The following is a 21149-nucleotide window of genomic DNA, read 5'->3' on the forward strand; positions in this document are numbered from 1 at the left end:
GGACGGGCCGCCTCGGTGTCGGCGTAATATTCCGACGACGAATCTGGTGTCTGAGGCCCCGATGTCGAGGCCTCGGCTGTCGAAGGGAATCGGATTGAACGCGCACATCGAGCAGCTCGAGTTCCAGGCGGAAACCCGTCAGCTGCTGGATCTGATGGTCCACTCGGTCTACTCGAACAAGGACTCCTTCCTCCGCGAGCTGGTCTCCAACGCCTCGGATGCGCTGGACAAGCTTCGCCTCGAGGCGTTCCGCGACAAGGACCTCGACGTGGACACCTCGGATCTGCACATCGAGATAGAGGTGGACAAGCAGGCGCGCACGCTGACCGTCCGCGACAACGGCATCGGCATGTCCCGCGAGGAGGTCGTGGACCTGATCGGCACGCTGGCCCGCTCCGGCACCGCGGATCTGCGTCGCAAGCTGCGTGAGGCCAAAGACGCGGCGGCGAGTGAGGAGCTGATCGGGCAGTTCGGCATCGGCTTCTACTCGACCTTCATGGTGGCCGACAAGGTCACCTTGCTGACCCGCCGCGCGGGCGAGAGCCAGGCGACTCGCTGGGAGTCGAGCGGCGAGGGCACGTACACGATCGAGACGGTCGACGACGCGCCGCAGGGCAGCTCCGTGACCCTGCACCTCAAGCCCGAGGACGCCGAGGATCACCTGCACGACTACACGTCCGAGTACAAGATCAAGGAACTGGTCAAGCGCTACTCCGACTTCATCGCGTGGCCGATCCGGATGGACGTCGCGCGCAGCGTGCCCGGCGAGGACGGCGCGGAGGCGACGGTGACCGTCGAGTCCGAGACGATCAACTCGATGAAGGCGCTGTGGGCGCGTTCGAAGGACGAGGTCTCCGACGAGGAGTACCAGGAGTTCTACCGGCACATCGCGCACGCATGGGACGAGCCGCTCGAGACCATCGCGATGAAGGCGGAGGGCACCTTCGAGTACCAGGCGCTGCTGTTCATCCCCACCCACGCGCCGTTCGACCTCTTCCAGCGCGACGCCAAGACCGGTGTGCAGCTCTACGTCAAGCGCGTGTTCATCATGGACGACTGCGACCAGCTGATCCCCGAGTACCTGCGCTTCGTCAAGGGCGTGGTGGACGCACAGGACCTCTCGCTCAACGTCTCACGAGAGATCTTGCAGCAGGACCGCCAGATCCGGGCCATCCGGCGCAGGCTCACCAAGAAGGTGCTGTCCACCATCAAGGACATCCAGACCGAACGCCCCGAGGACTACCGCACCCTGTGGACCCAGTTCGGTCGCGTGCTCAAGGAGGGCCTGCTGTCCGACACGGACAATCGCGATGCGCTGCTGGGCATCTCGTCGTTCGCGTCCACCCACAGCGAGGACGAGCCGACCACCCTGGACGACTACCTGGCGCGCATGAAGGACGGGCAGGAGCAGATCTACTACGCGACGGGCGAGACGCGGCAGCTGCTCGAGAGCTCGCCGCACATGGAGGCGTTCCGCGCCCGCGGCCTCGAGGTGCTGCTGCTGACCGATCCCGTGGACGAGATGTGGGTCGGCGCGGTGCCCGAATACGAGGGCAAGGTCTTCCAGTCCATCGCCAAGGGCGAGGTCGACCTCGACACCGAGGAAGACAAGAAGGCCAACGAGTCCGAGCGCGAGGAAAAGGAGAAGGACTTCGAGGGCCTGCTCACCTGGATGGCAGAGGCACTCAACGAGCAGGTCAAGCAGGTGCGGCTGTCCACCCGGTTGACCACCTCCCCGGCCTGCATCGTCGGTGACGCGTTCAGCATGTCGCCGACCCTGGAGAAGATGTACCGCGCCTCGGGGCAGGTGCTCCCGCCCACCAAGCGGATCCTCGAGCTCAACCCGGAGCATCCGCTCGTGGCGGCGCTGCGGACGGCCCAGGCCGACCGCGCCGACGATCCGGCGCTGGCGGAGACCGCCGAATTGCTCTACGGGATGGCGCTGCTAGCCGAGGGCGGCGAGCTCGACGACCCCGCGCGGTTCACCGGCATGCTCGCCGACCGACTGGCCCGAACGGTCTAGACCCGCGGGCGCCGACGCGCCGCGCCGATCTCGTGGGATAGCGAATCGGCGCGGCGCTCCTGCGTTCCTGCGGATACAGTGCGGGTATGTCTGTCGTATACAACGTCTTCGTCGCCATCCACCTGCTCGGTATGGCCGCCATCGTCGGTGGCTACTTCGCCGTGCTGGCGGAGCCGCGGGTATCCGAGGTCATGGTGTGGGGCGCCCGGGTCCAGTTCCTGACCGGACTGATCATCGTCGGGATCGGCGAGGGTGCGCTGGACAAGGAGTACATCACCGCCAAGATCGCGACCAAGCTGGTGCTCTCGCTCGTGATCGTCGCGCTCGCCGAGATCGGTCGCGCCAAGCAGAAGCGGGGCGAGGCGAACCCGAACCTGGCGCACGCGGCCGGGGTGCTCGCGATCATCACCGCTCTGATCGCCGCGCTCTGGACGTAGCCGGGGCAAGCGCGGCCCCAGGTAGGCCATCTCGGTGAGACCCGAAACCAGAACCCGCACAGAGCGACTCGACGAGCTCCCGTTCACCCGTCGGCACGGCAGGTTGCTGGTCGGTTCCGGTGTCGGCTGGGCGCTCGACGCGATGGACGTCGGCCTCATCTCGTTTGTGATGGCCGCGTTGGCCGTGCATTGGGACCTGAGCAAGACACAGCTGTCCTGGGTCGGTTCGATCGGCTTCGTCGGGATGGCCATCGGGGCCAGCGTCGGTGGGCTGCTCGCGGACCGGATCGGCCGCAGGCAGGTCTTCGCGGCGACCCTGCTCGTCTACGGGCTCGCCACCGGTGCCACCGCGCTCGCGGGCTCGCTGGCGGTGCTCATCGCGCTCCGCTTCGTGGTCGGGCTCGGGCTGGGCGCCGAGCTGCCGGTCGCGTCGACCCTGGTCAGCGAGTACGCGCCGCGAAAGCAGCGGGGCCGCATGGTGGTTGCGCTCGAGGCGTTCTGGGCGGTGGGCTGGATCCTGGCCGCCCTGATCGGCTACTTCCTGATCCCGCTCTCCGACGACGGCTGGCGCTGGGCGCTTGCGGTCGGCATCGTGCCGACCGCCTACGCGGTGGTGGTTCGGTTGGGCCTGCCCGAATCGGTGCGCTTCCTCGAGGGCCGCGGCAGGTATGCCGAGGCCGAGGCGGCCGTGCGGTCCTTCGAAGAGTCGCCGCCGATCCGCCGGGCGCAGGGGACCGCGCCCGACACCGCGACCGAGCCCCGGCCGGGGCGACCGGATCCGCCCGCCGACGACACCGTCGTCGAGTCGATCTGGTCGCCGCGGCTGCGCAGGCGGACGGGCGCACTGTGGGCGATCTGGTTCTGCATCAACCTGTCCTACTACGGCGCCTTCATCTGGCTGCCGAGCCTGCTGCTCGCGCAGGGCTTCGACCTGGTGAAGTCCTTTCAGTACACGCTGGTCATCACGCTCGCCCAGCTGCCCGGGTATGCGATGGCGGCCTGGCTGATCGAGGCGTGGGGTCGCCGCGGGACCCTGGCGACCTTCCTCCTCGGATCCGCGATCGCGGCGGGCTTGTTCGGGTTGGCGGACTCACCGACGCAGATCGTCGCGGCGGGTATGGCGTTGTCGTTCTTCAATCTCGGCGCGTGGGGCGCGCTGTACGCGATCGGTCCGGAGCTCTACCCCACGACGGTGCGCGGAGCCGGCACCGGCGCGGCGGCTGCGTTCGGACGGATCGCGTCCATCATCGCGCCGCTGATCGTGCCGTGGCTACTGACCGGCGGCGGCAACGGACTGGTGTTCGGGGTGTTCGCGGTGTCCTTCGGGTTCGCCGCGGCCGCGACCCTCGCGCTGCCCGAACTCAAGGGTCAGGCGCTGGCCGAGCGCTGACGAACCCGGCCTCCTCTCAGGCCATCTCCGGCACGTGCAGGTGGGCGATCGCCAGTTCGAATTCGCACACCTCGAGGATCTCGCTGCCCATCTCGCGGACCGCTGCTGCTCGGATCTCCTGGGCCAGCTCGCGATTGTTGTCCATCGCCTCGTGGCTGTCGAAGGTCACCGAGGACACCGCACGTCCCGCCGCGTGGTCGACGAGCAGGCTGGCGCTGCAGAACCCCTCGAGGTCCTCCATCGCTGGCATGGACACCATCTTGTAGACGTCGATGGCGTGGTCCATCCGGCCCGGCTCGAGCTTGAGCCACACCGCCCGCACACACGCGCCGTGGCTCGAATGGTGGTCGCGGTGCAGGATCGCGATGTCCCAGCGTTCGACCGTGGTGGTGCCGTTGAAGGCCTTTGCGGCCTCGTCGCGAAGCTGCAGGACGGGCCCCTCGCTCCTGCGCAGCGACTCCTCGTCCATCCAGGAGCTGGTGGCGATGCAGCGTCCGCTGTCGTGGTCGACCAGCAGGGACAGTCCCGCGCAGCCCTCGAGTTCGGCGAGTGCAGGCATCACCGTGTCGCGAATATGTTTGATTCCCGCGTCGATGAACGACGGGTGGGCCTGGATAGTGGTTGAGCGTGCAAACACGATCCACCTCCTTGTTCTCGAGGCAGCACCCGGCGGGCGCCACCGGTCAACCCCCCTCCATGCCTCACCCTCCTCCCACCGGGTGCGCATGGCAATGGGGGATCGCAACGACAAAGGCCCGGGGGAGCGTGTGCTCCGCCGGGCCTCGGGTCGTGTCGTCTCAGCTCACAGGCCGGGACGCTTGCCCACCGTCAGGGTGACCTCACCGGTGTGTGCGAAGAAGTCGTTGCCCTTGTCGTCGACCACGATGAAGGCAGGGAAGTCCTCGACGTCGATCTTCCAGACCGCCTCCATGCCGAGCTCCTCGTACTCGATGACCTCGACCTTCTTGATGCAGTCGAGCGCCAGCCGCGCCGCGGGGCCGCCGATGGAACCGAGGTAGAAGCCGCCGTGCGCGTCGCAGGCGTCGGTGACCTGCTTGGACCGGTTGCCCTTGGCCAGCATCACCATCGAGCCGCCCGCCGCCTGGAACTGCTCGACGTACGAGTCCATCCGGCCGGCCGTGGTGGGGCCGAACGAGCCGGACGCGAGACCCTCGGGGGTCTTGGCCGGACCGGCGTAGTACACCGGGTGGTCCTTGAGGTACTGCGGCATCTCCTCGCCCGCGTCGAGACGTTCCTTGATCTTCGCGTGCGCGATGTCGCGCGCGACGACCAGTGGACCGGTCAGCGACAGCCGGGTCTTGACCGGGTGCTTGGACAGCTCCGCGAGGATCTCGGGCATCGGCTTGGTGAGGTCGATCTTGACCGCGGCGCCCTTGCCGGTGCCCGAGATGCCGTCGGTCTCGGCGTCGAGCTGGGTGTCGGTGACCTCGGGCAGGAACCGGCCCGGGTTGAACTCGAGCTGCTCGAGGAAGATGCCCTCGGGGGTGATCTTCGCCTTCGCCTGGCGGTCCGCCGAGCAGGAGACGGCGATCGCGACGGGCAGCGACGCACCGTGGCGGGGGAGCCGGACGACGCGGACGTCGTGGCAGAAGTACTTGCCGCCGAACTGCGCGCCGATGCCGATCTTCTGGGTGAGCTCGAAGACCTTCTTCTCGAGCTCGTGGTCACGGAAACCGCGGCCGGTGATCGCGCCCTCGGAGGGCAGCTCGTCGAGGTAGTGCGCGGACGCGTACTTGGCCGTCTTGAGGGCGAACTCGGCGGACGTGCCGCCGACGACGATCGCGAGGTGGTACGGCGGGCAGGCCGCGGTACCGATCGAGCGGATCTTGGCCTCGAGGAACTGCATCATCGAGTCCGGGTTCAGGATCGCCTTCGTCTCCTGGAACAGGTAGGACTTGTTGGCGCTGCCGCCGCCCTTGGCCATGAACAGGAACTTGTACGAGTTCTCGTGCCCCTTGGCCGTGTCCGCGTACAGCTCGACCTGCGCGGGCAGGTTGCTGCCGGTGTTCTTCTCCTCCCACATGGTCACCGGGGCCATCTGCGAGTACCGCAGGTTCAGCTTGGTGAAGGCGTCGTACACGCCCCGCGAGATGGCCTGCTCGTCGTCCCCGGGCGTGAGGACCTGCTGGCCGCGCTTGCCCATGACGATGGCGGTGCCGGTGTCCTGGCACATCGGCAGCACGCCCGCCGCGGCGATGTTCGCGTTCTTGAGCAGGTCGAGCGCAACGAACTTGTCGTTGTTCGAGGCCTCCGGGTCGTCGAGGATGCTCGCGAGCTGCGTCAGGTGATCGGTGCGCAGGTAGTGCGAGATGTCGTGCAATGCGGTCTCGGTGAGCAGCCGCAGCGCCTCGGGCTCGACGTTCAGGAAGGTGCGCCCGTCCGGTCCCAGGGCGGTGGACACCCCCTCGGTGGTCAGCAGCCGGTACTCGGTGTTGTCGTCACCGATCGGCAGCAGGTCCTCATAGAGGAAGTCGGCCATCATCTCTCCTGTACACGGGGCGTGGAAGCACGTTCAGGCTAGCGGCGCTGCTCCCGCGCCCCGATCCGGGGGCGGGAACGAGCCCGTCGCCCGCGCGGGCGGTCCGTACACTTGACGAGATGCACACCCACCCCAGGCTCCACGCTTACCTCGACGTCGCCGTCGTGGTGCTGGTCCTGGTGGGAACCAATCTGATCGCGCACTTCACCAACGCCTGGGCGAGCATCGCCACCGTGCCGATCGCCGCGATCGTGCTGGTCGCCATGACTCGCCGCCGGGGTCTGGGCTGGTCTGAGCTGGGACTGTCGCGGCGGCACTGGCGCACGGGGTCGCTCTACGCGCTCGCCGCGGTCGGGGTGGTCGTCGCGGTCGTCGCGATCGGGGCACTGCTCCCGATCACCCGGCCGTTCTTCATGGCCGATCGCTACGCCACCATCTCGGGCGCCCTGATCGCGTCGATGATCGTCATCCCGTTGCAGACCGTGATCCCGGAGGAACTGGCGTTCCGGGGGGTGCTGCACGGCACCCTGGATCGCGCCTGGGGTGCGCGCGGGGTGTTCGCCGCGGGGTCGCTGCTGTTCGGCCTGTGGCACATCGCGTCCTCGCTCGGGCTGACGAGCGGGAACCGTGGGCTCACCGGGATCCTCGGCGGTGGGGTGTGGGGGCAGGTGCTCGGGATCGCGGGCGCGGTGCTCGCCACCGCCGCGGCGGGATTCGTCTTCACCTGGCTGCGCAGCCGCAGCGGCAGCCTCATCGCACCGATCGCGCTGCACTGGTCGTTGAACGGGGCAGGCGCGCTCGCCGCCGCCGTGGTGTGGCAGATGTCCGTGGCCTGACCTCGGGCCGACACCCAGGTCAAACAGCCGTCGGCGCGCGTCGACGCTGACTACGCTTGCCGAGTATGACGGCCGGCGATCGCCGGCTTCTCGCGGCGACAGGGCTGCGCTCGGCCGGGACCACCGCGGGTCGCTGGGTGAAGCACGCGAGTTACCTGAAGAAATGGCTGGTGCTCGGCACCGCCATCGGCATCATCGCGGGGCTCGGTGCCGTGGTCTTTTCTCTCGTGCTCTCCGAGGCCACCCACCTGCTGCTCGGAATGCTCGGCGGCTACACGCCGCCGGAGGCCGCGGGGGACGGCGGCGGCACGGGCAGCGGCGACTCGCCCCGCCCGTGGGCCATCCCGATCGTCGTCTGCCTGGGTGGGCTGGCCTCCGGGGTCATCGTGTTCACCTTCGCCCCCGAGGCGCAGGGACACGGGACCGACGCGGCCATCGAGGCGATCCACCGGAACCCGCGGATGATCCGCATGAGAGCGGTGCTGGTGAAGCTCGTCGCCTCGGCGATCATGATCGGCTCGGGCGGGTCCGGTGGCCGCGAGGGCCCGACCGCCCAGATCTCCGCCGGGTTCGGCTCCCTGCTCGCGCGCACCCTCGACCTGTCGCCGAAGGACGGCCGGGTCGCGGTCGCGGTCGGCATCGGATCCGGCATCGGCGCGACCTTCGGGGCCCCGCTCGGCGGCGCCCTGCTCGCCGGGTCGATCGCCTACCGGGACGACTTCGAGTTCGACGCGGTGATCCCGGGGCTGGTCACCTCGATCGTCGGCTACACCGTCTACGGGTCCCTGCTGGGCTTCGCGCCGCTGTTCGGCTACGCGGCGTCCGACTACCGGTTCGACGATCCCCTGCAGCTGGTGTGGTTCGCGGCCATCGGCGTGCTCGGGGGGCTCGTCGGCCTGCTCTACAGCAGGACGTTCTACGGCACCGTCGCGATATCGGACCGGGTGCGCTGCAGCCGGATCCTCAAGCCGGCGATCGGCGGACTCCTGGTCGGCCTGACGGCCCTTGCGTTGCCCGAGGTGCTCGGCAGCGGATACGGCTGGGTGCAGCAGCCGCTGGACCGGACGGGTCTGCTGGCGATCCCGCTATGGGTGGTGCTGGTGCTGCCGTTCGCGAAGATCCTGGCCACCTCGCTCTCGATCGGCACCGGAGGATCGGGGGGCATCTTCGGGCCCGGCATGGTGATCGGCGCCTTCATCGGCGCGGCGGTGTGGCGGCTCCTCGAACCGATCGCGCCCGCGGTCCCGGATTCGCCCGCGCCGTTCGTCATCGTCGGGATGATGGCCTGCTTCGGCAGCATCGCCCGCGCGCCGATTGCGGTGATGCTGATGGTCGCCGAGATGACCGGCAGCCTCACCATTCTCACGCCCGCGATGGTCGCGGTCGGGCTGGCCTACCTCATCGTGCGTCACTCCGGTGAGACGATCTACCGGGCCCAGCTGGGCACCCGCGAGGACGCCCGCGCGGCGCGGTTGACGGCGGGGATGCCGCTGCTGGGCCGGGTCGGCGTCGGTGAGGCGATGTCGCCCCCGCGGCTGGTCCTCGACGGCGGCACCGACGTCGCCGACGCGCTGGCGCGATTGAGGGAGGCGGGAGTGCCGGGGGCGCCCGTCGTCGACGGCGAGGGGCGTTTCATCGGCGCGGTCTCGCCGTCGGGACTCGCGGCCGCGGCGCCGGATGCGATCCTCGCGCGGCGCGCCGATGCGGGGGCGCCGACGGTCGACGTCACCGCGAACCTCGACGAGGCGCTGGAGGCGATGCCGGACGAGGCCCGGCGGCTGACCGTGCTCGACGGGCAGAGGCGGGTGTGCGGCATCGTCGGGGTGCCGGACGTCGTCCACGGCTATCGGATGGAGGTCCTGGCCGAGCAGCGGCGGGTGGAGCGGGTCGGGACGCATGTCGAGGTGCTGGACGTGCGCGCGGCCGAAGACTCGCCCGTCCTGGGAAAACGGCTGGCGGACAGGGCCCTTCCCGCGGGGTCGCTGGTGGTCTCGGTGCGGCGCGGCGACGCGGTGGTCCCCGGCACCGCCGCGACCCGACTGCGCGCAGGCGATCTCGTCACCGTCCTGGTTCCGCCCGAACAGAGCGCGTCGGTCCGCCGACTGGTCGAGGGCGACTCCGCGGGAGGCGACCGATGAGCGCCGCGACCGCCGTCACGGTGTTCCACCGGACGCCCGACGCCGGCGGTTTCGCCGGGTGGGCCGACGGCATGGGCGTCGCCGCGCGGGACGCGGACGGCTTCGTCGATGCCAGGGTGGCCGCGTACGAGGCGCCCGAACTGGACTGGGCGGTGTCGGTGACATTCGATTCCGAGGAGCACCTGCACCGCTGGCTGGACTCGGCCGGCCGGGCGGGGCTGATCGCGGCGGGGGAGAGCTTGGGATTCCGGCGCGCGAGCTCGGATCTGATCCTGCTCGAGGGTTGTCTGCCGCCAGGAACCGCGGTCTTCGAACACCCGGTGTCGCCGGGGCGCGAAGGGGCCTTCGAGGCGACGCAGGTGCGACTGTCCGCGTTGATCGCCACCTTCTCGGGGTTCGAGGGCACCACGGTGCTGCGGCCGGTGGGTGCGGGCACCTGGATGTCGGTGCTCCGGTTCCGCACCGACCGCCAGCTGGCGGCCTGGATGCGCTCGAAGGAGCGCACGGAGGCGCTCCCGGAGCTCCGATCGCAGTTGTCGGAGGACTTCTCGGTGGTCGCGCGGAGCACGCCGTTCGGGTCGATCCTGCGGGTGCAGGACGGCACGACGCGGATCACGCCGCAGTGGCGCACGGCGATGCTGATCCTGCTCGTGCTGTACCCGACCGTGATGACGCTCTCGCGATTCCTTGGGCCGGTGCTGAACGAGTGGGGCCTGCCGCCCTGGCTGTCGATGTGGCTCAGCCAGATCGTCAGCGTCGGGTTGATGACCTGGCTGCTGATGCCCGCGGTCACCCGGTGGTTCCGGCGCTGGCTCGATCCCGTGGACGGCGCGGGGCCGCGCGTGGGGCTGATCGGCGCGGTCGCGGTCGCGGTGGTCTACACGGCGACGCTGACCACGTTCGCAACGGTGCACTGGCTGCAGTTCTGGGACTACATGGACTGAGCGTCCGACGAACGGGCGGTTTCCCGGACTTCCGTCGAGTGACGGAGCGGGAAACCGCCCGTTCGTGGCTTCCTAGCTCAGCGCAGCACCTCGCGGTGCTCGTTGGCGTACGGCACGTGCTCGTCGATGCGTCCTTCCTGCAGCTTGTTGACCCACTCCGGGTCGGCGAGCAGCGCCCGTCCGACGGCGACGAGGTCGAACTCCTGATTCTCGTACTGCTGGAGCACGCGGTCGATGCCGACGGTATTCGAGGCGCCGTCGGGGGAGAACGCCGTGGTGAACACCTTGTCGAGTCCGACCGAGCCGACCGTGATGGTCGGCAGCCCGGACAGCTTCTTCGTCCACCCGGCCAGGCCGCGCTTCCCGTCCGAGCCTTCGAGTTCGGCGAACGCGGGTTCCCAGTGCCTGCGGGTGGACGCGTGCAGCACGTCGACACCGGCGGCGACCAGCGGGTCGAGAACCTGCTCGAGCTCCGCGGGCGACTGCGCGATCCGCGCGTCGTAGTGGTTCGACTTCCACTGGGAGAAGCGGTAGACGATCGCGAACTCCTCGCCGACCGCCGCGCGGATGGCCGCCACCACCTCGGAGGGGAACCGGGTCCGCGACTGCAGCGAGCCCCCGTAACCGTCCGAGCGCCGGTTGGTGCCCGCCCAGAGGAACTCGTCGAGCAGGTAGCCGTGCGCACCGTGCAGCTCGATGCCGTCGAATCCGACGTCCTTCGCGTTGACCGCGGCCGCGACCCAGGCCTCGCGGAGTTCGTCGAGGTCGCCGGTCGTCAGCGCCCGACCGCTCGGGGAACCGTCGAGCGCGAGGCCGGACGGGCTGACGGTGGTCGCCTCCGGGTTGAGGCGGGGGGACTCCCCGCGCTCGACCCCGAGGTGCCAGAGCTGCGGGATGATCGCGCCGCCCTCCGTGTGCACGGCGTCGACGACGCCGCGCCAGCCGGCCAGGCTCTCGGTGCCGTAGAGGTGGGGTACCCGGGTGTGCGGGCCCGCGGCCGGGTCAGGGATGTAGGTCCCCTCGGTGATGATGAGGCCGACCCCACCCGCGGCGCGGCGACGGTAGTACTCCGCCACGTCCGCGCCCGGGATCCCGTCCGGCGAGAAGCCCCGGGTCATCGGAGCCATCGCGAAACGGTTCTTCAGGTTCAGGGACTTGACCGCGAACGGTTCGAAGAGTCCGTCGACGGGCAGGGGGACGTGTGATTCGGTCATGACCCTGGGTAACTACGTGCAGGCGCAACTTATTCCAGGGGTGGTAGACGCCCCGCTAGTCGAGGTCGCGCTCACGGCTCTCGCGTTCGATCCGCTGCTGCTTGCCGATCCGGCGCTGTTCCTCGGCACGCTCTCGGCACTGCCGCAGGAAGGCCTCGTCGTCGTCGGGATTCTGCGGGAGCTGCCTGCCGGGGCGGTCGTACTCGCTGTAGGCGGACGGGTGCGGTCGCCCGCGCTGCGGTCGCGCGCCCTGCGGGCGGCCGAGGATCAGCCACAGCAGGGAGCCGACCGTCGGGATCAACAGCACGATCAGGATCCAGCCGATCCGGGGAAGGTGGCGTACCTCGTGGTCCTCGCAGGTGAGCACGTCGACGATGCAGAAGATCCACAGCGCCATCATGACGAGTCCGAAAGCCGCGTACGGCATGAAAAATATCCTCCCCAGTCCAGCACGGCGCCCTGTTGCGCCGCGTCACCCGGCCGCGCGCGCATGGCTACGGTGCCGGGATGACCCCCGCGGGGAGAATATGTGTTGAGGGCGCCGATTCGTGAGCTTTGCTCAGATTGTGATCCCGGTCATTCCTCGTCGAGGACGATCCACTTACCGAAGGGCGGCGGGCCCTCACCGTGGACCTTGATTCGCTGCTCGGTGGCATCGGGGTGTTTGACGTGCATCCACTCATAGCCGTGCAGGACGTGTTCCTCGGCCGCGGATTCGTCGACCACCACCATGTCGCCGTTGGCGCGCTGCTCGAACGCGAATCCACTCTCGGGCGCGATGACCCACCACGTCTGATTGCCCATGACCTCGAGTCCCATCCGGGAGAAGTTGTGCGGACAGGTCAGACGTTACCGCCGATCGGCACCGGGCGGGCGTCCCGATTCGGCGTCGAAGGGCCGATACGCTGCGGCGACGCCGCAACAGGTGTTGCTAGAGATACTAATGTGACTGGCGACACCAGAGTGATTGTGATGGAATGGCCGAACCACCCAGGTCACCGTGGCCCCTCGTCGGCAGTCGGGGCGTGCCGGTGACGACAGCAATCAGTGATGTGAGGGCGTCGTGCAGGTTTCCCGTCGAGAACTCTTCAAGTACGTGGCCGCCGGATCCGCCGCTCTTGGCGTCACGGCGCTCGGATCCAATTCCCTGCTCGCGCAGGCCTCTCCGAACCTCGGCACCCTGATCGACTACGCGGGCGGGGTTCCGTCCGCGGAGGCCATCCTCGCCGCCGGACACGTCGGGGCCATCCGTTACGTCTCGGACCGTCGGCCAGGGGCGGAGTGGATGGAGGGCAAGCCGATGCTGGAGGCGGAGGCGACAGCACTCGCCGAGTCCGGGCTGGAGGTCGTCTCCTGCTACCAGTTCGGCAAGGCGGACACCGCGGACTGGCGCGGCGGGTTCGATGCGGGCGTGGAGCATGCCGAGCGCGGTCTCGAGCTGCACCTGGCCGCGGGCGGTCCGGAGAACCGGCCGATCTACGCGTCCATCGACGACAACCCGAGCGAGGACGACTTCACCGAGCTGATCGCCCCGTACATCCAGGGTTGGGAATCGGTTGTCGGGCACGAGAACACGGGCGTCTACGCGAACTCCCCGACCCTCGACCTGCTGGTGGCCGAGGGCCTGGGCGCGTTCTACTGGCAGCACAACTGGGGCACGCCGTCGGGTTTCGTGCATCCCGAGGCGCATCTGCACCAGTACGAGATCGACAAGCGAGCCGTCGACGGTGTCGGCATCGACCTCAACGCGATCCTCAAGGCCGACTACGGCCAGTGGTCGCTGGCCTGACCGAACGCCGCGCCCCTGCGATGCGGGGCGCGGCGGAGTGCTGGGGCGGTCAGCAGGCCGGCTTGGCGATGTTGTAGATCTGCTGTGCCTGGTCCGGGGTGGCCTTGACGCCGTTGTTCTCGGCCCTGGTCTCGAGGCCGGCGACGATCTCCTGCTCGGACTGGCCTGCGTCGATGTCGGCGCAGGTTTGCGCCAGGATGTCTTCGATGGCGTCGTCGTCGCGGCCCGCTGCTAGATCGGGATTGGCGACCTTGAACGCGGCGGTGAAGGTCGCGACCTTCGCGCTGTCGAGGGCGCCCTTGGCCTTCGAGACGGCGGTGCTGGCCGCGGCGTTCGCCGAGGACATGGCGCCCTCAGCGGCGTTGGCGGCGGAGGTCATGGCGCTTCCCGCGGCGCCTGCGGCGGACGACATCGCGGCCGATGCCTTGTCCTTGGCGGTCTGGGTGTTGTCGGTGGCTTCGTCGGAACTACAGCCGGTGAGGGCGAGCGCGAGGGCGGCGGTGGAGGCGGCGAGCACTGCAGCTGCTTTTCTCATGCGGTCGAGCCTAGCCGCGACGGCGGGGGATTCGGCGCAAGACGAGCGCAGTCCGATCACGACTCGATGACAGACTTCTCGCATGGGTATCGGTCGCTACGCCGCACTGCTGGCACGTCGGCCGGTGCGCAGGCTGATCCTGGTCGGGATGATCGCGCGGCTGCCGCACTCCGCGGCCGGGCTGATCCTCACCCTGCACGTCGTGCAGACCCTCGGCAGGGGATACGCGGCCGCGGGACTCGCGGCGGCGGCGCTGACCATCGGCATCGCGGTCGGCTCGCCCTGGCGCGGCAGGCTGATCGACCGGATCGGGCTGCGAAGAACCCTGCTGCCCTCCGTGATCGCCGAGGGCGTGCTGTGGCCGATCGCCGCCTTCGTGCCCTACGAGGCACTGATCCCGGTCGCCTTCGTCTGCGGGGCCTTCGCACTGCCGATCTTCACGGTGGTCCGCCAGAGCATCAGCGTGCTGGTCGGCGAGGCGGATCGGCGGACCGCGTACGCCCTCGACTCGATCGGCACCGAGCTGGTGTTCATCGTCGGCCCGGCGACAGGGGTATTCCTCGGCACTCACTTCAGCACCCGGTACACCCTCATCGCGATAGGCGTGTCCGTCGTGGTGGCCGGTCTGTTCCTGATGTGGTTCAACCCGCCGACCCGCAGTGAGACCCCCGCCGTCGCGGCAGGAGCCGAGGCGGCGGTCGCACCCGCGGTTGACGACGCGACGGCCGCCACTCTCAGCGCCGCGACGCGCCCCGGCTGGCTCACCGCCGCCGCCGTCGGCGTGTTCGCCGCCTCGGCGGGAGCCACCTTGATCCTGGCGGGCACGGACGTCGGCATCCTGGCCGCGCTGCGGGCGAGCGGGGAGGTGCAGTCCCTCGGTGTCGTGTTCTTCTTCTGGTGCGCGTCGTCGATCGTGGGCGGGCTGATCTATGGCGCGATGCATCGCCCCGTGAGCCCGGCGCTGCTGCTGTTCCTACTCGGCCTGTTCACGCTCCCGATGGCCTTCGCCACCTCGACCTTCACACTGGCGGCCCTCGCCATCCCGGCCGGGCTGTTCTGCGCGCCGGTGATGGCGGCGACGGGCGAGGCGATCGCGGACCTGGTTCCGGAGGACCGGAGGGGCGAGGCTATGGGTTGGCAGGGGACCTCGTTCACTCTCGGCGGCGCGGTCGGTTCGCCCCTTGCCGGTGCGATGGTCGACCGTGCCGGACCGGCGGCCGGGTTCACCGCCGTCGCGGTGGTGGGCATGGCGATCGGATTGGCGGGGTACGTGGCCAAGCTATGGGTCGCGGCCGCGCGGGCCGGCCGACACGACCGCGTGTGAGCATCGCAGGTCGGGCCCGCTGCCGGTAGCGTCAGCGGAACCATTCGAGAGAGGACAGACGTGGAACAACTCATCAACATCGTGTACGCCCTCGCGGCGAACATCTACGACCGCGTGTCGAGCGGATCCGTGGCCCCTCAGGAACCGCAGAACCCCTAGTGCGCGACGCGCCCTAGGCGCCGCCCACCGCGGAGAGCCACTGGCGGGCCTCGTCCGGAAGTCCTCCGGACGACTCCGCGGCGCGGCACCATTTCTTGGCCATCTTCAGGAACTTCATCGGGTTGTAGACGTCTTCCTCGCAGGACCACAGCCCGTCGCCCGCGTAGTGCAGGATCGTCAGGTTCGAGGCCTCGTGGAGCGTGCCGTCGCCGGGATCACGCATCGGATTGCGGATCTCGCAGATCACCCAGCCGCGCTCCTCGTCGATCGTGTGCCAGGCCGCGGGGAACTCCGTCATGTGGCTGCCGGGGAAGCTCGTCATCGTCCGCACCACCCACTCCCGGATCTGTTCCCGGCCACTGAAGTTCCCGTAGGCGTGCTCGATGTAGGTGGCGTCCTCGGTGAACATGTCGGCGAAGAGGTTCCAGTCGCCCGTCGCGGTGGCCTTCTCAACCGTGCGCTGGTAGCCCTCGAAGGCCGACTCCAGTTCAGCCCTCGTCCACGTCCGGTTATCGGTCTTGTCCGCCTCGGTCACGTGCATCCTCCGTCGAATCGTGTTGTGCGGCTGTCTGTTTCTGGTTGATGCAGCTCAGGTCTGGGTGTGCGACATCGGCGACACCGCGAGTCCGGGCTCTTCCGCCAGCACGTGCAGCGGGCGGTCGCTCGGGCTGGTGGCGTCGGCACGCCAGGACAGCACCGACCACTTCGACAGTCCGGACAGCGCCGAACCCAGGCTGCCGAACGAGCCGGTGGACAGGGCGGAACCGGCCGAGCCGATGGAGCCTATCGAGAGGATCGAGCCGACGCTGCCGATCGAGAGAATCGAGTAGGCCGAGCCGATCGAGAGGATGGAGCCCTCGGATCGGATGGACAGGATCGAGCGTCGCGAGTGCACGGACTTCACCGAGTGCGGTACGGAGGCCATCGCTGAGGTTTACCACAGGGCCGGACAAAGCAGAAGGGCCCCTTCGCGATGCGAAAGGGCCCTTCTGGGATGGCTGGTGACTTACGGAACGACAACCATTCCGACGGTCGGCAGGAAGCTGCAGGTGATCGGTGCGGCGCCCTCGGCCTGGGTGGTGAGGGAGCCGGAGATCACCGCGAGAACGCGGCCGCGACCGGTGTCGGCGATGGCGGACAGGGTGGCCGGTCCGTCCGGGTTGATCTTCGACTCGGACGTCAGGTTCTGGGTCGCCGACTTCTGGTTGTCGATGTTGACCCAGCTGACGGTGAGCGGGACCGGCTGCACGTCGGCGGGCTTCTTGGTGCCCAGCGCGGTGAAGACGAACCCGGCCTGGCCGGCCTTCGGTCCCGGAGGGGGCAGGTGCGCGGGGCCGGGGACGGCCAGCGCGGTACCCACCGAGTCGGCGGTGGCCGAGATGCAGCCCTTGCCGAGGGTCGGGTAGAGGAACTGGGCGATCACGGGGCCGCTCTCCGGCGGGAGCTCCGGTCCGCCGCCGCCACTGCCGTCGAGGAAGGTGATGACCTTGGAGAGGGTCGCCTTCGTCGACTCGGGCAGGTTGGAGGACTCGAGCAGCGTGCGCGCCTGGGCGAGCAGGTCTGCCTGCGGTCCGCCTGCGATGTCGGACGGGCCTGCCGCGGCACCGATGATGGCCGGTGCCAGCGAGGCCAGAGCCTCGATGTTGAGGCCCTCGGGGAGCACGGGCGCGGGCTGCGCCACAGCGTTGGTCGGAGCAGCCAAGGCAGCGGCCGCGGCTATCGCTAGCGCGGTGATCGTTCTGCGCGGTCCTCGCGTACGAAGCACAGTCGTCCCATCCTTATTTTCTTCAAGCGTCGGTTGGCCTGCAGGCCCCCAGCGGTAACGAGGGGCCACTCTATGCAGGCCATCAGGCGGTTGTACAGCGCTTGCCGAGACAACCCTGTTATTTCTTTGTCACCCGAGAGTGACTCTGGGTCGGGAGTCTATGGCAATGCTGGCCGGATGATGCTTGCCCGGTGACCATATCGTGTGACTAGAGTGAAAATTGAGATTGTTGATGCAACTGTTATCCACAATTTTCGGGGAGGTTCAGCGGCCGCCGCGGCTGCCGTTAGGCTCGCTGTCGAACGCTTCGGGTTCCACCCGTCGGCCCACACCACACGGGAGAACGCGAGACGTGTCCGAGATGCCACCCGCACCCCAGACTCGGGATGCTCGCACCGATAGCCGGTCGGCGTCGATCCTTCGCTTCGCCCCGCTGCTGCTGGCGGTCTCCGTCGCGGTGCGGATGGCATGGGTGTTCCTGAGCCCGAACGGCATGAACCTGGTCGATCTGCACGTATATGTGGACGGCTCGGCCGCGCTGCTCAGCGACAACCTCTACGACTTCACCTACGCCGAGCTGACCCCGGACTTTCCGCTCCCGTTCACATACCCGCCGTTCGCGGCGCTGGTGTTCTTCCCACTGCACTATCTGCCCTTCCCGGTGGTGGGGGTGTGCTGGACGCTGCTCACCATCGCGGCGCTGTTCCTCGTGATCCGGATCAGCCTGGAACTGATCTACGGCGCGGCGGCGAGGGAACCCCGCTGGACCGCGGTCGCGCTGACCTGGACCGCCGTCGGGATCTGGACCGAGCCGGTTCGTACCACGCTCGATTACGGGCAGGTCAACGTGTTCCTGGTGCTCGGCGCCATGGTCGCCGTCCGCAGCACCCGGTGGTGGATCGCGGGCGGGCTGGTCGGCTTCATTGCGGGCATCAAGCTCACGCCCGCGATCACCGGCCTGTATTTCGTGGCGCGAAGGCGATGGAAGGCCGCCGTCTTCTCCGCGGTGGCGTTCGGGCTGACGGTGGCGGTCAGCTACCTCACGATCGGCCCGTCGGCGCGCGAGTACTTCGAACACCTGCTCGGCGATGCATCCCGCATCGGCCCGGTCGGGTCGGTGTGGAACCAGTCGGCGCGCGGTGCGTTGAGCCGAGTACTCGGCCATGACGTCGAGAGCGGCTGGCCGTGGCTGGTGGCGGTGGCGGTCGCGGCACTGCTCGCCTTCTTCGCCTGGCGGGCGCTCGGGGCCGACGACAGGCTCGGCACCCTCGTCGTGGTGCAGCTCTTCGGGCTGTTGATCTCGCCGATCTCGTGGTCGCACCACTGGGTGTGGCTGATCCCGATGCTGATCTGGCTCGTACACGGACCGCTGGCGGAGCGGCTGGGGTCGAAGATCCTGGCCGGCTGCTGGCTGGCGTCGACCATCATCGGGGTGCCGTGGGTGCTGTCCTTCTTCCAGGACTCGATCTGGCTGATCTCGAGGCCAGCCGTGCTGGCCTGGCTGGGCGCCGTGAACGTCGTGGGCGCCGTCGCGTTCTACGCCTGGGTGATCTACGCCGGACGGCTCAGCCCTCGGCAGCCAGACGATCGATCTCCCGCGCAAGGCCCACGTCCAGATCGGTGATCCCGCCCATGGAGTGGGTGGCGCAGGTGAAGGTGAGCGTGCGCCAGCGGATGTCGATGTCCGGGTGGTGATCGCGGCTCTCGGCGGCCGCCGCGACCCGATCGACCAGCGCGATGGCGGCTGGAAAGGTCGGGCACTTCAGTGTTCGGGTGATCGAGGCGCCCGCCCGCTGCCAATCGGGGAGCGATCCCAGCGCGGCTTCGACCTCGGCGTCCGACAGCAACTCGGCCATGACAATGATGGTGCCATGCATGAAGCCCGGGCGGAAACGAATGCGGTGCGAGAGGTCGCGGCGGCGGCGATCATCGCCGGCGGTCGGCTGTTGCTCGCGCAGCGGGTCGCGCCGCCGGAACTGGCAGGCATGTGGGAGCTGCCCGGCGGAAAGATCGAGCCGGGGGAGACCCCGGCGCAGGGCCTGCGCCGCGAGCTCCGCGAGGAACTGGGTGTCGACACCGTGGTCGGCGACCGGATCGGGGTGGACGTGCCGCTGCCGAAGGGCATGGTCCTGCGCGCCTACCTGGTGTCGCTGTGTGACGGGACCCCGACCGCGTTGGAACATTCCGCGGTGCGCTGGGTGACCGGGCCGGAGCTCGCCGCCGCCGATCTGGTGCCGAACGACAGGGCGTGGCTGGCGGAGTTGATGGCGGTGCTGCACGCGGAATAGTTGTGGCGGCAGGCCGCCTCCATCGCGTGTCGCGCCCGGAAACCCGTTGTCCCCAGCCGTTTCCGTGCCACGCTGGTACTGATCATCGGCGTATCGAGGGGGAGGCGTCAGCCATGGGGTGATCCTCGGCTTGGTGGCGGCCTGTGCCGCCGCGCTGACACTGGGGGTGCCCCCCGCGGCGGCCGCCGAACCGCTGCCCGGTCCGACGCCGTTGGCGGACAATTGGTTCCAGGGGCCGGCCGATCTGTCGGGGTACGCGAAAGGGGACGTGATCCGCAGCCGTCCGGTGGAGGTCCGCTTCCCGGCGAACACTCCGTGGCCGGTGGTCAAGACCACCCAGCTGCTCTACCGCACCACCGATTCGTTCGGGGTGCCGGTGACCACGACGGCGACGGTGATGGTCCCCGATCGCCCGTGGACCGGACCGGGGGCCCGCCCGCTGCTCTCCCAGCAGCAGGCGATGGACGCCCTCGGTCTGGCGTGCAACCCCTCGGTGACCCTGCCCGCGGGAAAGTCCCAGGACCTGGCCCTCATCTCGCCGATGCTCGCGCTCGGCTATGCGGTCGTCGCCTCCGACTACCAGGGCCCCGAGATGGCCTGGATCGCCGGACGACAGACCGCACACGGCGTGCTCGACGGCATTCGTGCCGCGCAACGCTTTGAGCCGCTTGGGCTCTCGCAGTCACCGGTCGTCATGTACGGCTACTCGGGCGGCGGGCACGCGACCGCATGGGCGGCCGAACAGAAGTCCACCTACGCGCCGGAACTCAATGTCATCGGTGTCGCCGAGGGCGGGGTCCCCGGCGACCTGGCCGGGCTGAGCGAGAAGCAGCCGGCCGTCGGTTTCACCGCCTGGGGCACCCTGCTCGGGTTGTCGAGGGAGTTCCCGGACAAGGTCAGGCCGCAGGAATACCTCACCCCAGAGGGGATCGAGTTCGCCAATACGCTCACCGACGGGTGCCTGACGGACCTGCTCGGCAAGACCAAGGGCATCAGCCTCGCCCAGTGCTCGAAGGTGGGCGACATCCTCACCATCCCGAGCGTCGAGGCCGCCATCGAGGAGAACTCGCTGGCACGCACCGCCGCCACGCCGGGCATGCCGCTGTTCGTCTTCCATGACACCAAGGACGTGCTGATCCCGGACCGGGGGATGACCGGAGTGGTCCGTGAGTACTGCAACCGCGGGGTCGACGTCCAGTACGCCCCCGGACTTGGCGTCGATCATGTCGGTGGGGCCTTTGTCGGGATGCCGCCCGCCTACAAGTGGCTCGACGACCGCGTCGTCGGCCGTCCGACAACGCCGAACTGCTGATCCGGGCGACGCGCGACGGGGAGGGGCTCAGGAGGCGCGTGCCTTCTTGAGCCCCTTCTTCAGGTCCTTGCCCGTGACGCCCTCGTTCTCGAGTTTCTTCATCCGCATGATGACGACGGGACACTTGAGGCACCGCGTCTTGCTGCGGCAGCACTTCTTCTTCGGCTTGAGGCTCGAGACCTTCTTCGCCTTGACCTTGCCCATGTCGGCTCGGCCCTCCTGCCCGGTCGGATACCGGATCGTCCCGGCCTACCCGAGGTTAGCTTGCCCTCACGAATCGGCCCGGCGCAGGCGCGTGCCGCGGTCGGGCTCGGCGGCCCGCTCGCTCGGTCCTTGTGGTTGACCGAGTAGCAGATCCAGGGTGATTCACAACTCGTTTTCGGCGGAATTGCCGCGGGCGGGTAGTATCTAGCTGGCCGCAATGCCTGCACAGGTCGTCCTGTGCTGATGGATTCGCATTCGCGACGCGGCCGCCCGAGCCGTGCGAGCCTAGGT

General features: G+C 68.9%; 22 protein-coding genes and 1 pseudogene. 12 read left to right on the forward strand and 11 right to left on the reverse strand.

The genetic code is table 11. The annotated features are described in order from the left end of the window. Positions 1-94: 94 nt before the first annotated feature. From htpG to ABIC28_RS12095, 3 genes are all read left to right on the forward strand, one after another. On the forward strand, positions 95-2023 hold the full coding sequence (htpG, locus tag ABIC28_RS12085) for a molecular chaperone HtpG (RefSeq protein ID WP_097212634.1): 1929 nt from the start codon (positions 95-97) through the stop codon (positions 2021-2023). Between the two features lie 86 nt (positions 2024-2109). Continuing rightward, positions 2110-2460 carry a hypothetical protein gene (locus ABIC28_RS12090; RefSeq protein WP_097212578.1) on the forward strand — a complete coding sequence of 117 codons (351 nt, stop codon included), beginning with the start codon at positions 2110-2112 and terminating at the stop codon, positions 2458-2460. Positions 2461-2494: 34 nt separating this feature from the next. After that, positions 2495-3850, forward strand: coding sequence for an MFS transporter (locus tag ABIC28_RS12095; RefSeq protein ID WP_097212577.1), 1356 nt, complete (start codon positions 2495-2497; stop codon positions 3848-3850). A 16-nt stretch (positions 3851-3866) separates the two neighbouring features. Here ABIC28_RS12095 and ABIC28_RS12100 read toward each other — a convergent pair whose 3' ends face one another. Both ABIC28_RS12100 and ABIC28_RS12105 read right to left on the reverse strand, forming a co-directional pair. Then, complete coding sequence (locus tag ABIC28_RS12100) at positions 3867-4487, reverse strand: hypothetical protein (protein WP_354579036.1); 621 nt, start codon at positions 4485-4487, stop codon at positions 3867-3869. Positions 4488-4652: 165 nt separating this feature from the next. After that, positions 4653-6350 (reverse strand): fumarate hydratase, encoded by a 1698-nt coding sequence (locus ABIC28_RS12105; protein ID WP_354579203.1) that lies wholly within the window; start codon positions 6348-6350, stop codon positions 4653-4655. A gap of 119 nt (positions 6351-6469) precedes the next feature. On the opposite strand from ABIC28_RS12105, the gene ABIC28_RS12110 reads away from it, so the two are divergent. The 4 genes and pseudogenes from ABIC28_RS12110 to ABIC28_RS12125 all read left to right on the forward strand — a co-directional run bounded on the left by ABIC28_RS12110 (position 6470) and on the right by ABIC28_RS12125 (position 10268). Next, positions 6470-7186: a CPBP family intramembrane glutamic endopeptidase gene (locus tag ABIC28_RS12110; RefSeq protein ID WP_269589399.1), complete on the forward strand. Its 717-nt coding sequence runs from the start codon at positions 6470-6472 to the stop codon at positions 7184-7186. 65 nt (positions 7187-7251) lie between these two features. Beyond that, positions 7252-8655: pseudogene (locus tag ABIC28_RS12115) on the forward strand (chloride channel protein); the annotation flags it as partial. 51 nt (positions 8656-8706) lie between these two features. After that, a complete protein-coding gene (locus ABIC28_RS12120; protein ID WP_354579205.1) occupies positions 8707-9324 on the forward strand; it encodes a CBS domain-containing protein in 618 nt (205 codons plus the stop codon). After that, on the forward strand, positions 9321-10268 hold the full coding sequence (locus tag ABIC28_RS12125) for a putative antibiotic biosynthesis monooxygenase (protein ID WP_097212574.1): 948 nt from the start codon (positions 9321-9323) through the stop codon (positions 10266-10268). The genes ABIC28_RS12120 and ABIC28_RS12125 overlap by 4 nt, the downstream gene beginning before the upstream one ends. A gap of 77 nt (positions 10269-10345) precedes the next feature. On the opposite strand, the gene ABIC28_RS12130 is transcribed toward ABIC28_RS12125, so the two are convergent. The 3 genes from ABIC28_RS12130 to ABIC28_RS12140 form a co-directional block, all read right to left on the reverse strand. Next, positions 10346-11482 carry an NADH:flavin oxidoreductase gene (locus ABIC28_RS12130; RefSeq protein ID WP_354579039.1) on the reverse strand — a complete coding sequence of 379 codons (1137 nt, stop codon included), beginning with the start codon at positions 11480-11482 and terminating at the stop codon, positions 10346-10348. Between the two features lie 55 nt (positions 11483-11537). Further along, positions 11538-11909, reverse strand: a complete 372-nt coding sequence (locus tag ABIC28_RS12135; RefSeq protein WP_269589397.1) for a PLD nuclease N-terminal domain-containing protein — start codon at positions 11907-11909, stop codon at positions 11538-11540. Between the two features lie 149 nt (positions 11910-12058). Continuing rightward, a complete protein-coding gene (locus ABIC28_RS12140) occupies positions 12059-12301 on the reverse strand; it encodes a maltose regulon activator MalT (RefSeq protein WP_269589396.1) in 243 nt (80 codons plus the stop codon). Positions 12302-12545: 244 nt separating this feature from the next. On the opposite strand from ABIC28_RS12140, the gene ABIC28_RS12145 reads away from it, so the two are divergent. After that, positions 12546-13271 carry a DUF1906 domain-containing protein gene (locus ABIC28_RS12145; protein WP_097212571.1) on the forward strand — a complete coding sequence of 242 codons (726 nt, stop codon included), beginning with the start codon at positions 12546-12548 and terminating at the stop codon, positions 13269-13271. 49 nt (positions 13272-13320) lie between these two features. Here the strand turns inward: ABIC28_RS12145 and ABIC28_RS12150 are convergent, their stop codons facing one another. Next, positions 13321-13806 carry a hypothetical protein gene (locus ABIC28_RS12150; protein ID WP_143548482.1) on the reverse strand — a complete coding sequence of 162 codons (486 nt, stop codon included), beginning with the start codon at positions 13804-13806 and terminating at the stop codon, positions 13321-13323. Positions 13807-13888: 82 nt separating this feature from the next. On the opposite strand from ABIC28_RS12150, the gene ABIC28_RS12155 reads away from it, so the two are divergent. Further along, a complete protein-coding gene (locus ABIC28_RS12155; RefSeq protein WP_354579042.1) occupies positions 13889-15130 on the forward strand; it encodes an MFS transporter in 1242 nt (413 codons plus the stop codon). Between the two features lie 172 nt (positions 15131-15302). Here the strand turns inward: ABIC28_RS12155 and ABIC28_RS12160 are convergent, their stop codons facing one another. The 3 genes from ABIC28_RS12160 to ABIC28_RS12170 all read right to left on the reverse strand — a co-directional run bounded on the left by ABIC28_RS12160 (position 15303) and on the right by ABIC28_RS12170 (position 17054). Further along, positions 15303-15830 carry a nuclear transport factor 2 family protein gene (locus ABIC28_RS12160; RefSeq protein WP_420030242.1) on the reverse strand — a complete coding sequence of 176 codons (528 nt, stop codon included), beginning with the start codon at positions 15828-15830 and terminating at the stop codon, positions 15303-15305. A 48-nt stretch (positions 15831-15878) separates the two neighbouring features. Then, positions 15879-16214 carry a hypothetical protein gene (locus ABIC28_RS12165; RefSeq protein ID WP_097212567.1) on the reverse strand — a complete coding sequence of 112 codons (336 nt, stop codon included), beginning with the start codon at positions 16212-16214 and terminating at the stop codon, positions 15879-15881. A gap of 81 nt (positions 16215-16295) precedes the next feature. After that, positions 16296-17054, reverse strand: coding sequence for an Rv1157c family protein (locus ABIC28_RS12170; RefSeq protein WP_097212566.1), 759 nt, complete (start codon positions 17052-17054; stop codon positions 16296-16298). Between the two features lie 361 nt (positions 17055-17415). Here ABIC28_RS12170 and ABIC28_RS12175 point away from each other — a divergent pair, with 361 nt between their 5' ends. Next, on the forward strand, positions 17416-18678 hold the full coding sequence (locus ABIC28_RS12175; protein ID WP_097212629.1) for a mannosyltransferase: 1263 nt from the start codon (positions 17416-17418) through the stop codon (positions 18676-18678). Here ABIC28_RS12175 and ABIC28_RS12180 read toward each other — a convergent pair. Beyond that, positions 18620-18910: a 4a-hydroxytetrahydrobiopterin dehydratase gene (locus ABIC28_RS12180; RefSeq protein WP_097212630.1), complete on the reverse strand. Its 291-nt coding sequence runs from the start codon at positions 18908-18910 to the stop codon at positions 18620-18622. The genes ABIC28_RS12175 and ABIC28_RS12180 overlap by 59 nt on opposite strands. Positions 18911-18925: 15 nt before the next feature. Here ABIC28_RS12180 and ABIC28_RS12185 point away from each other — a divergent pair, with 15 nt between their 5' ends. Then, positions 18926-19342, forward strand: coding sequence for a (deoxy)nucleoside triphosphate pyrophosphohydrolase (locus ABIC28_RS12185; protein WP_097212565.1), 417 nt, complete (start codon positions 18926-18928; stop codon positions 19340-19342). A gap of 118 nt (positions 19343-19460) precedes the next feature. Then, positions 19461-20654, forward strand: a complete 1194-nt coding sequence (locus ABIC28_RS12190; protein WP_354579046.1) for a lipase family protein — start codon at positions 19461-19463, stop codon at positions 20652-20654. A 27-nt stretch (positions 20655-20681) separates the two neighbouring features. Here the strand turns inward: ABIC28_RS12190 and ABIC28_RS12195 are convergent, their stop codons facing one another. Beyond that, a complete protein-coding gene (locus ABIC28_RS12195) occupies positions 20682-20858 on the reverse strand; it encodes a hypothetical protein (protein ID WP_097212563.1) in 177 nt (58 codons plus the stop codon). Between the last annotated feature and the right edge of the window lie 291 nt (positions 20859-21149).

It is taken from the genome of Rhodococcus sp. PvR044, assembly GCF_040548995.1.
GTDB classification, from domain to species: domain Bacteria; phylum Actinomycetota; class Actinomycetes; order Mycobacteriales; family Mycobacteriaceae; genus Rhodococcus_G; species Rhodococcus_G oryzae.

Bases quoted from the DNA above. Each gene is read 5' to 3' on its own strand.
- ABIC28_RS12090 (WP_097212578.1), top strand. From the start codon at position 2,110: ATGTCTGTCGTATACAACGTCTTCGTCGCCATCCACCTGCTCGGTATG.
- ABIC28_RS12105 (WP_354579203.1), bottom strand. From the start codon at position 6,350: ATGGCCGACTTCCTCTATGAGGACCTGCTGCCGATCGGTGACGACAAC.
- ABIC28_RS12110 (WP_269589399.1), top strand. From the start codon at position 6,470: ATGCACACCCACCCCAGGCTCCACGCTTACCTCGACGTCGCCGTCGTG.
- ABIC28_RS12120 (WP_354579205.1), top strand. From the start codon at position 8,707: ATGTCGCCCCCGCGGCTGGTCCTCGACGGCGGCACCGACGTCGCCGAC.
- ABIC28_RS12125 (WP_097212574.1), top strand. From the start codon at position 9,321: ATGAGCGCCGCGACCGCCGTCACGGTGTTCCACCGGACGCCCGACGCC.
- ABIC28_RS12130 (WP_354579039.1), bottom strand. From the start codon at position 11,482: ATGACCGAATCACACGTCCCCCTGCCCGTCGACGGACTCTTCGAACCG.
- ABIC28_RS12135 (WP_269589397.1), bottom strand. From the start codon at position 11,909: ATGCCGTACGCGGCTTTCGGACTCGTCATGATGGCGCTGTGGATCTTC.
- ABIC28_RS12140 (WP_269589396.1), bottom strand. From the start codon at position 12,301: ATGGGACTCGAGGTCATGGGCAATCAGACGTGGTGGGTCATCGCGCCC.
- ABIC28_RS12150 (WP_143548482.1), bottom strand. From the start codon at position 13,806: ATGAGAAAAGCAGCTGCAGTGCTCGCCGCCTCCACCGCCGCCCTCGCG.
- ABIC28_RS12155 (WP_354579042.1), top strand. From the start codon at position 13,889: ATGGGTATCGGTCGCTACGCCGCACTGCTGGCACGTCGGCCGGTGCGC.
- ABIC28_RS12160 (WP_420030242.1), bottom strand. From the start codon at position 15,830: ATGCACGTGACCGAGGCGGACAAGACCGATAACCGGACGTGGACGAGG.
- ABIC28_RS12165 (WP_097212567.1), bottom strand. From the start codon at position 16,214: ATGGCCTCCGTACCGCACTCGGTGAAGTCCGTGCACTCGCGACGCTCG.
- ABIC28_RS12175 (WP_097212629.1), top strand. From the start codon at position 17,416: ATGCCACCCGCACCCCAGACTCGGGATGCTCGCACCGATAGCCGGTCG.
- ABIC28_RS12180 (WP_097212630.1), bottom strand. From the start codon at position 18,910: ATGGCCGAGTTGCTGTCGGACGCCGAGGTCGAAGCCGCGCTGGGATCG.
- ABIC28_RS12185 (WP_097212565.1), top strand. From the start codon at position 18,926: ATGCATGAAGCCCGGGCGGAAACGAATGCGGTGCGAGAGGTCGCGGCG.
- ABIC28_RS12195 (WP_097212563.1), bottom strand. From the start codon at position 20,858: ATGGGCAAGGTCAAGGCGAAGAAGGTCTCGAGCCTCAAGCCGAAGAAG.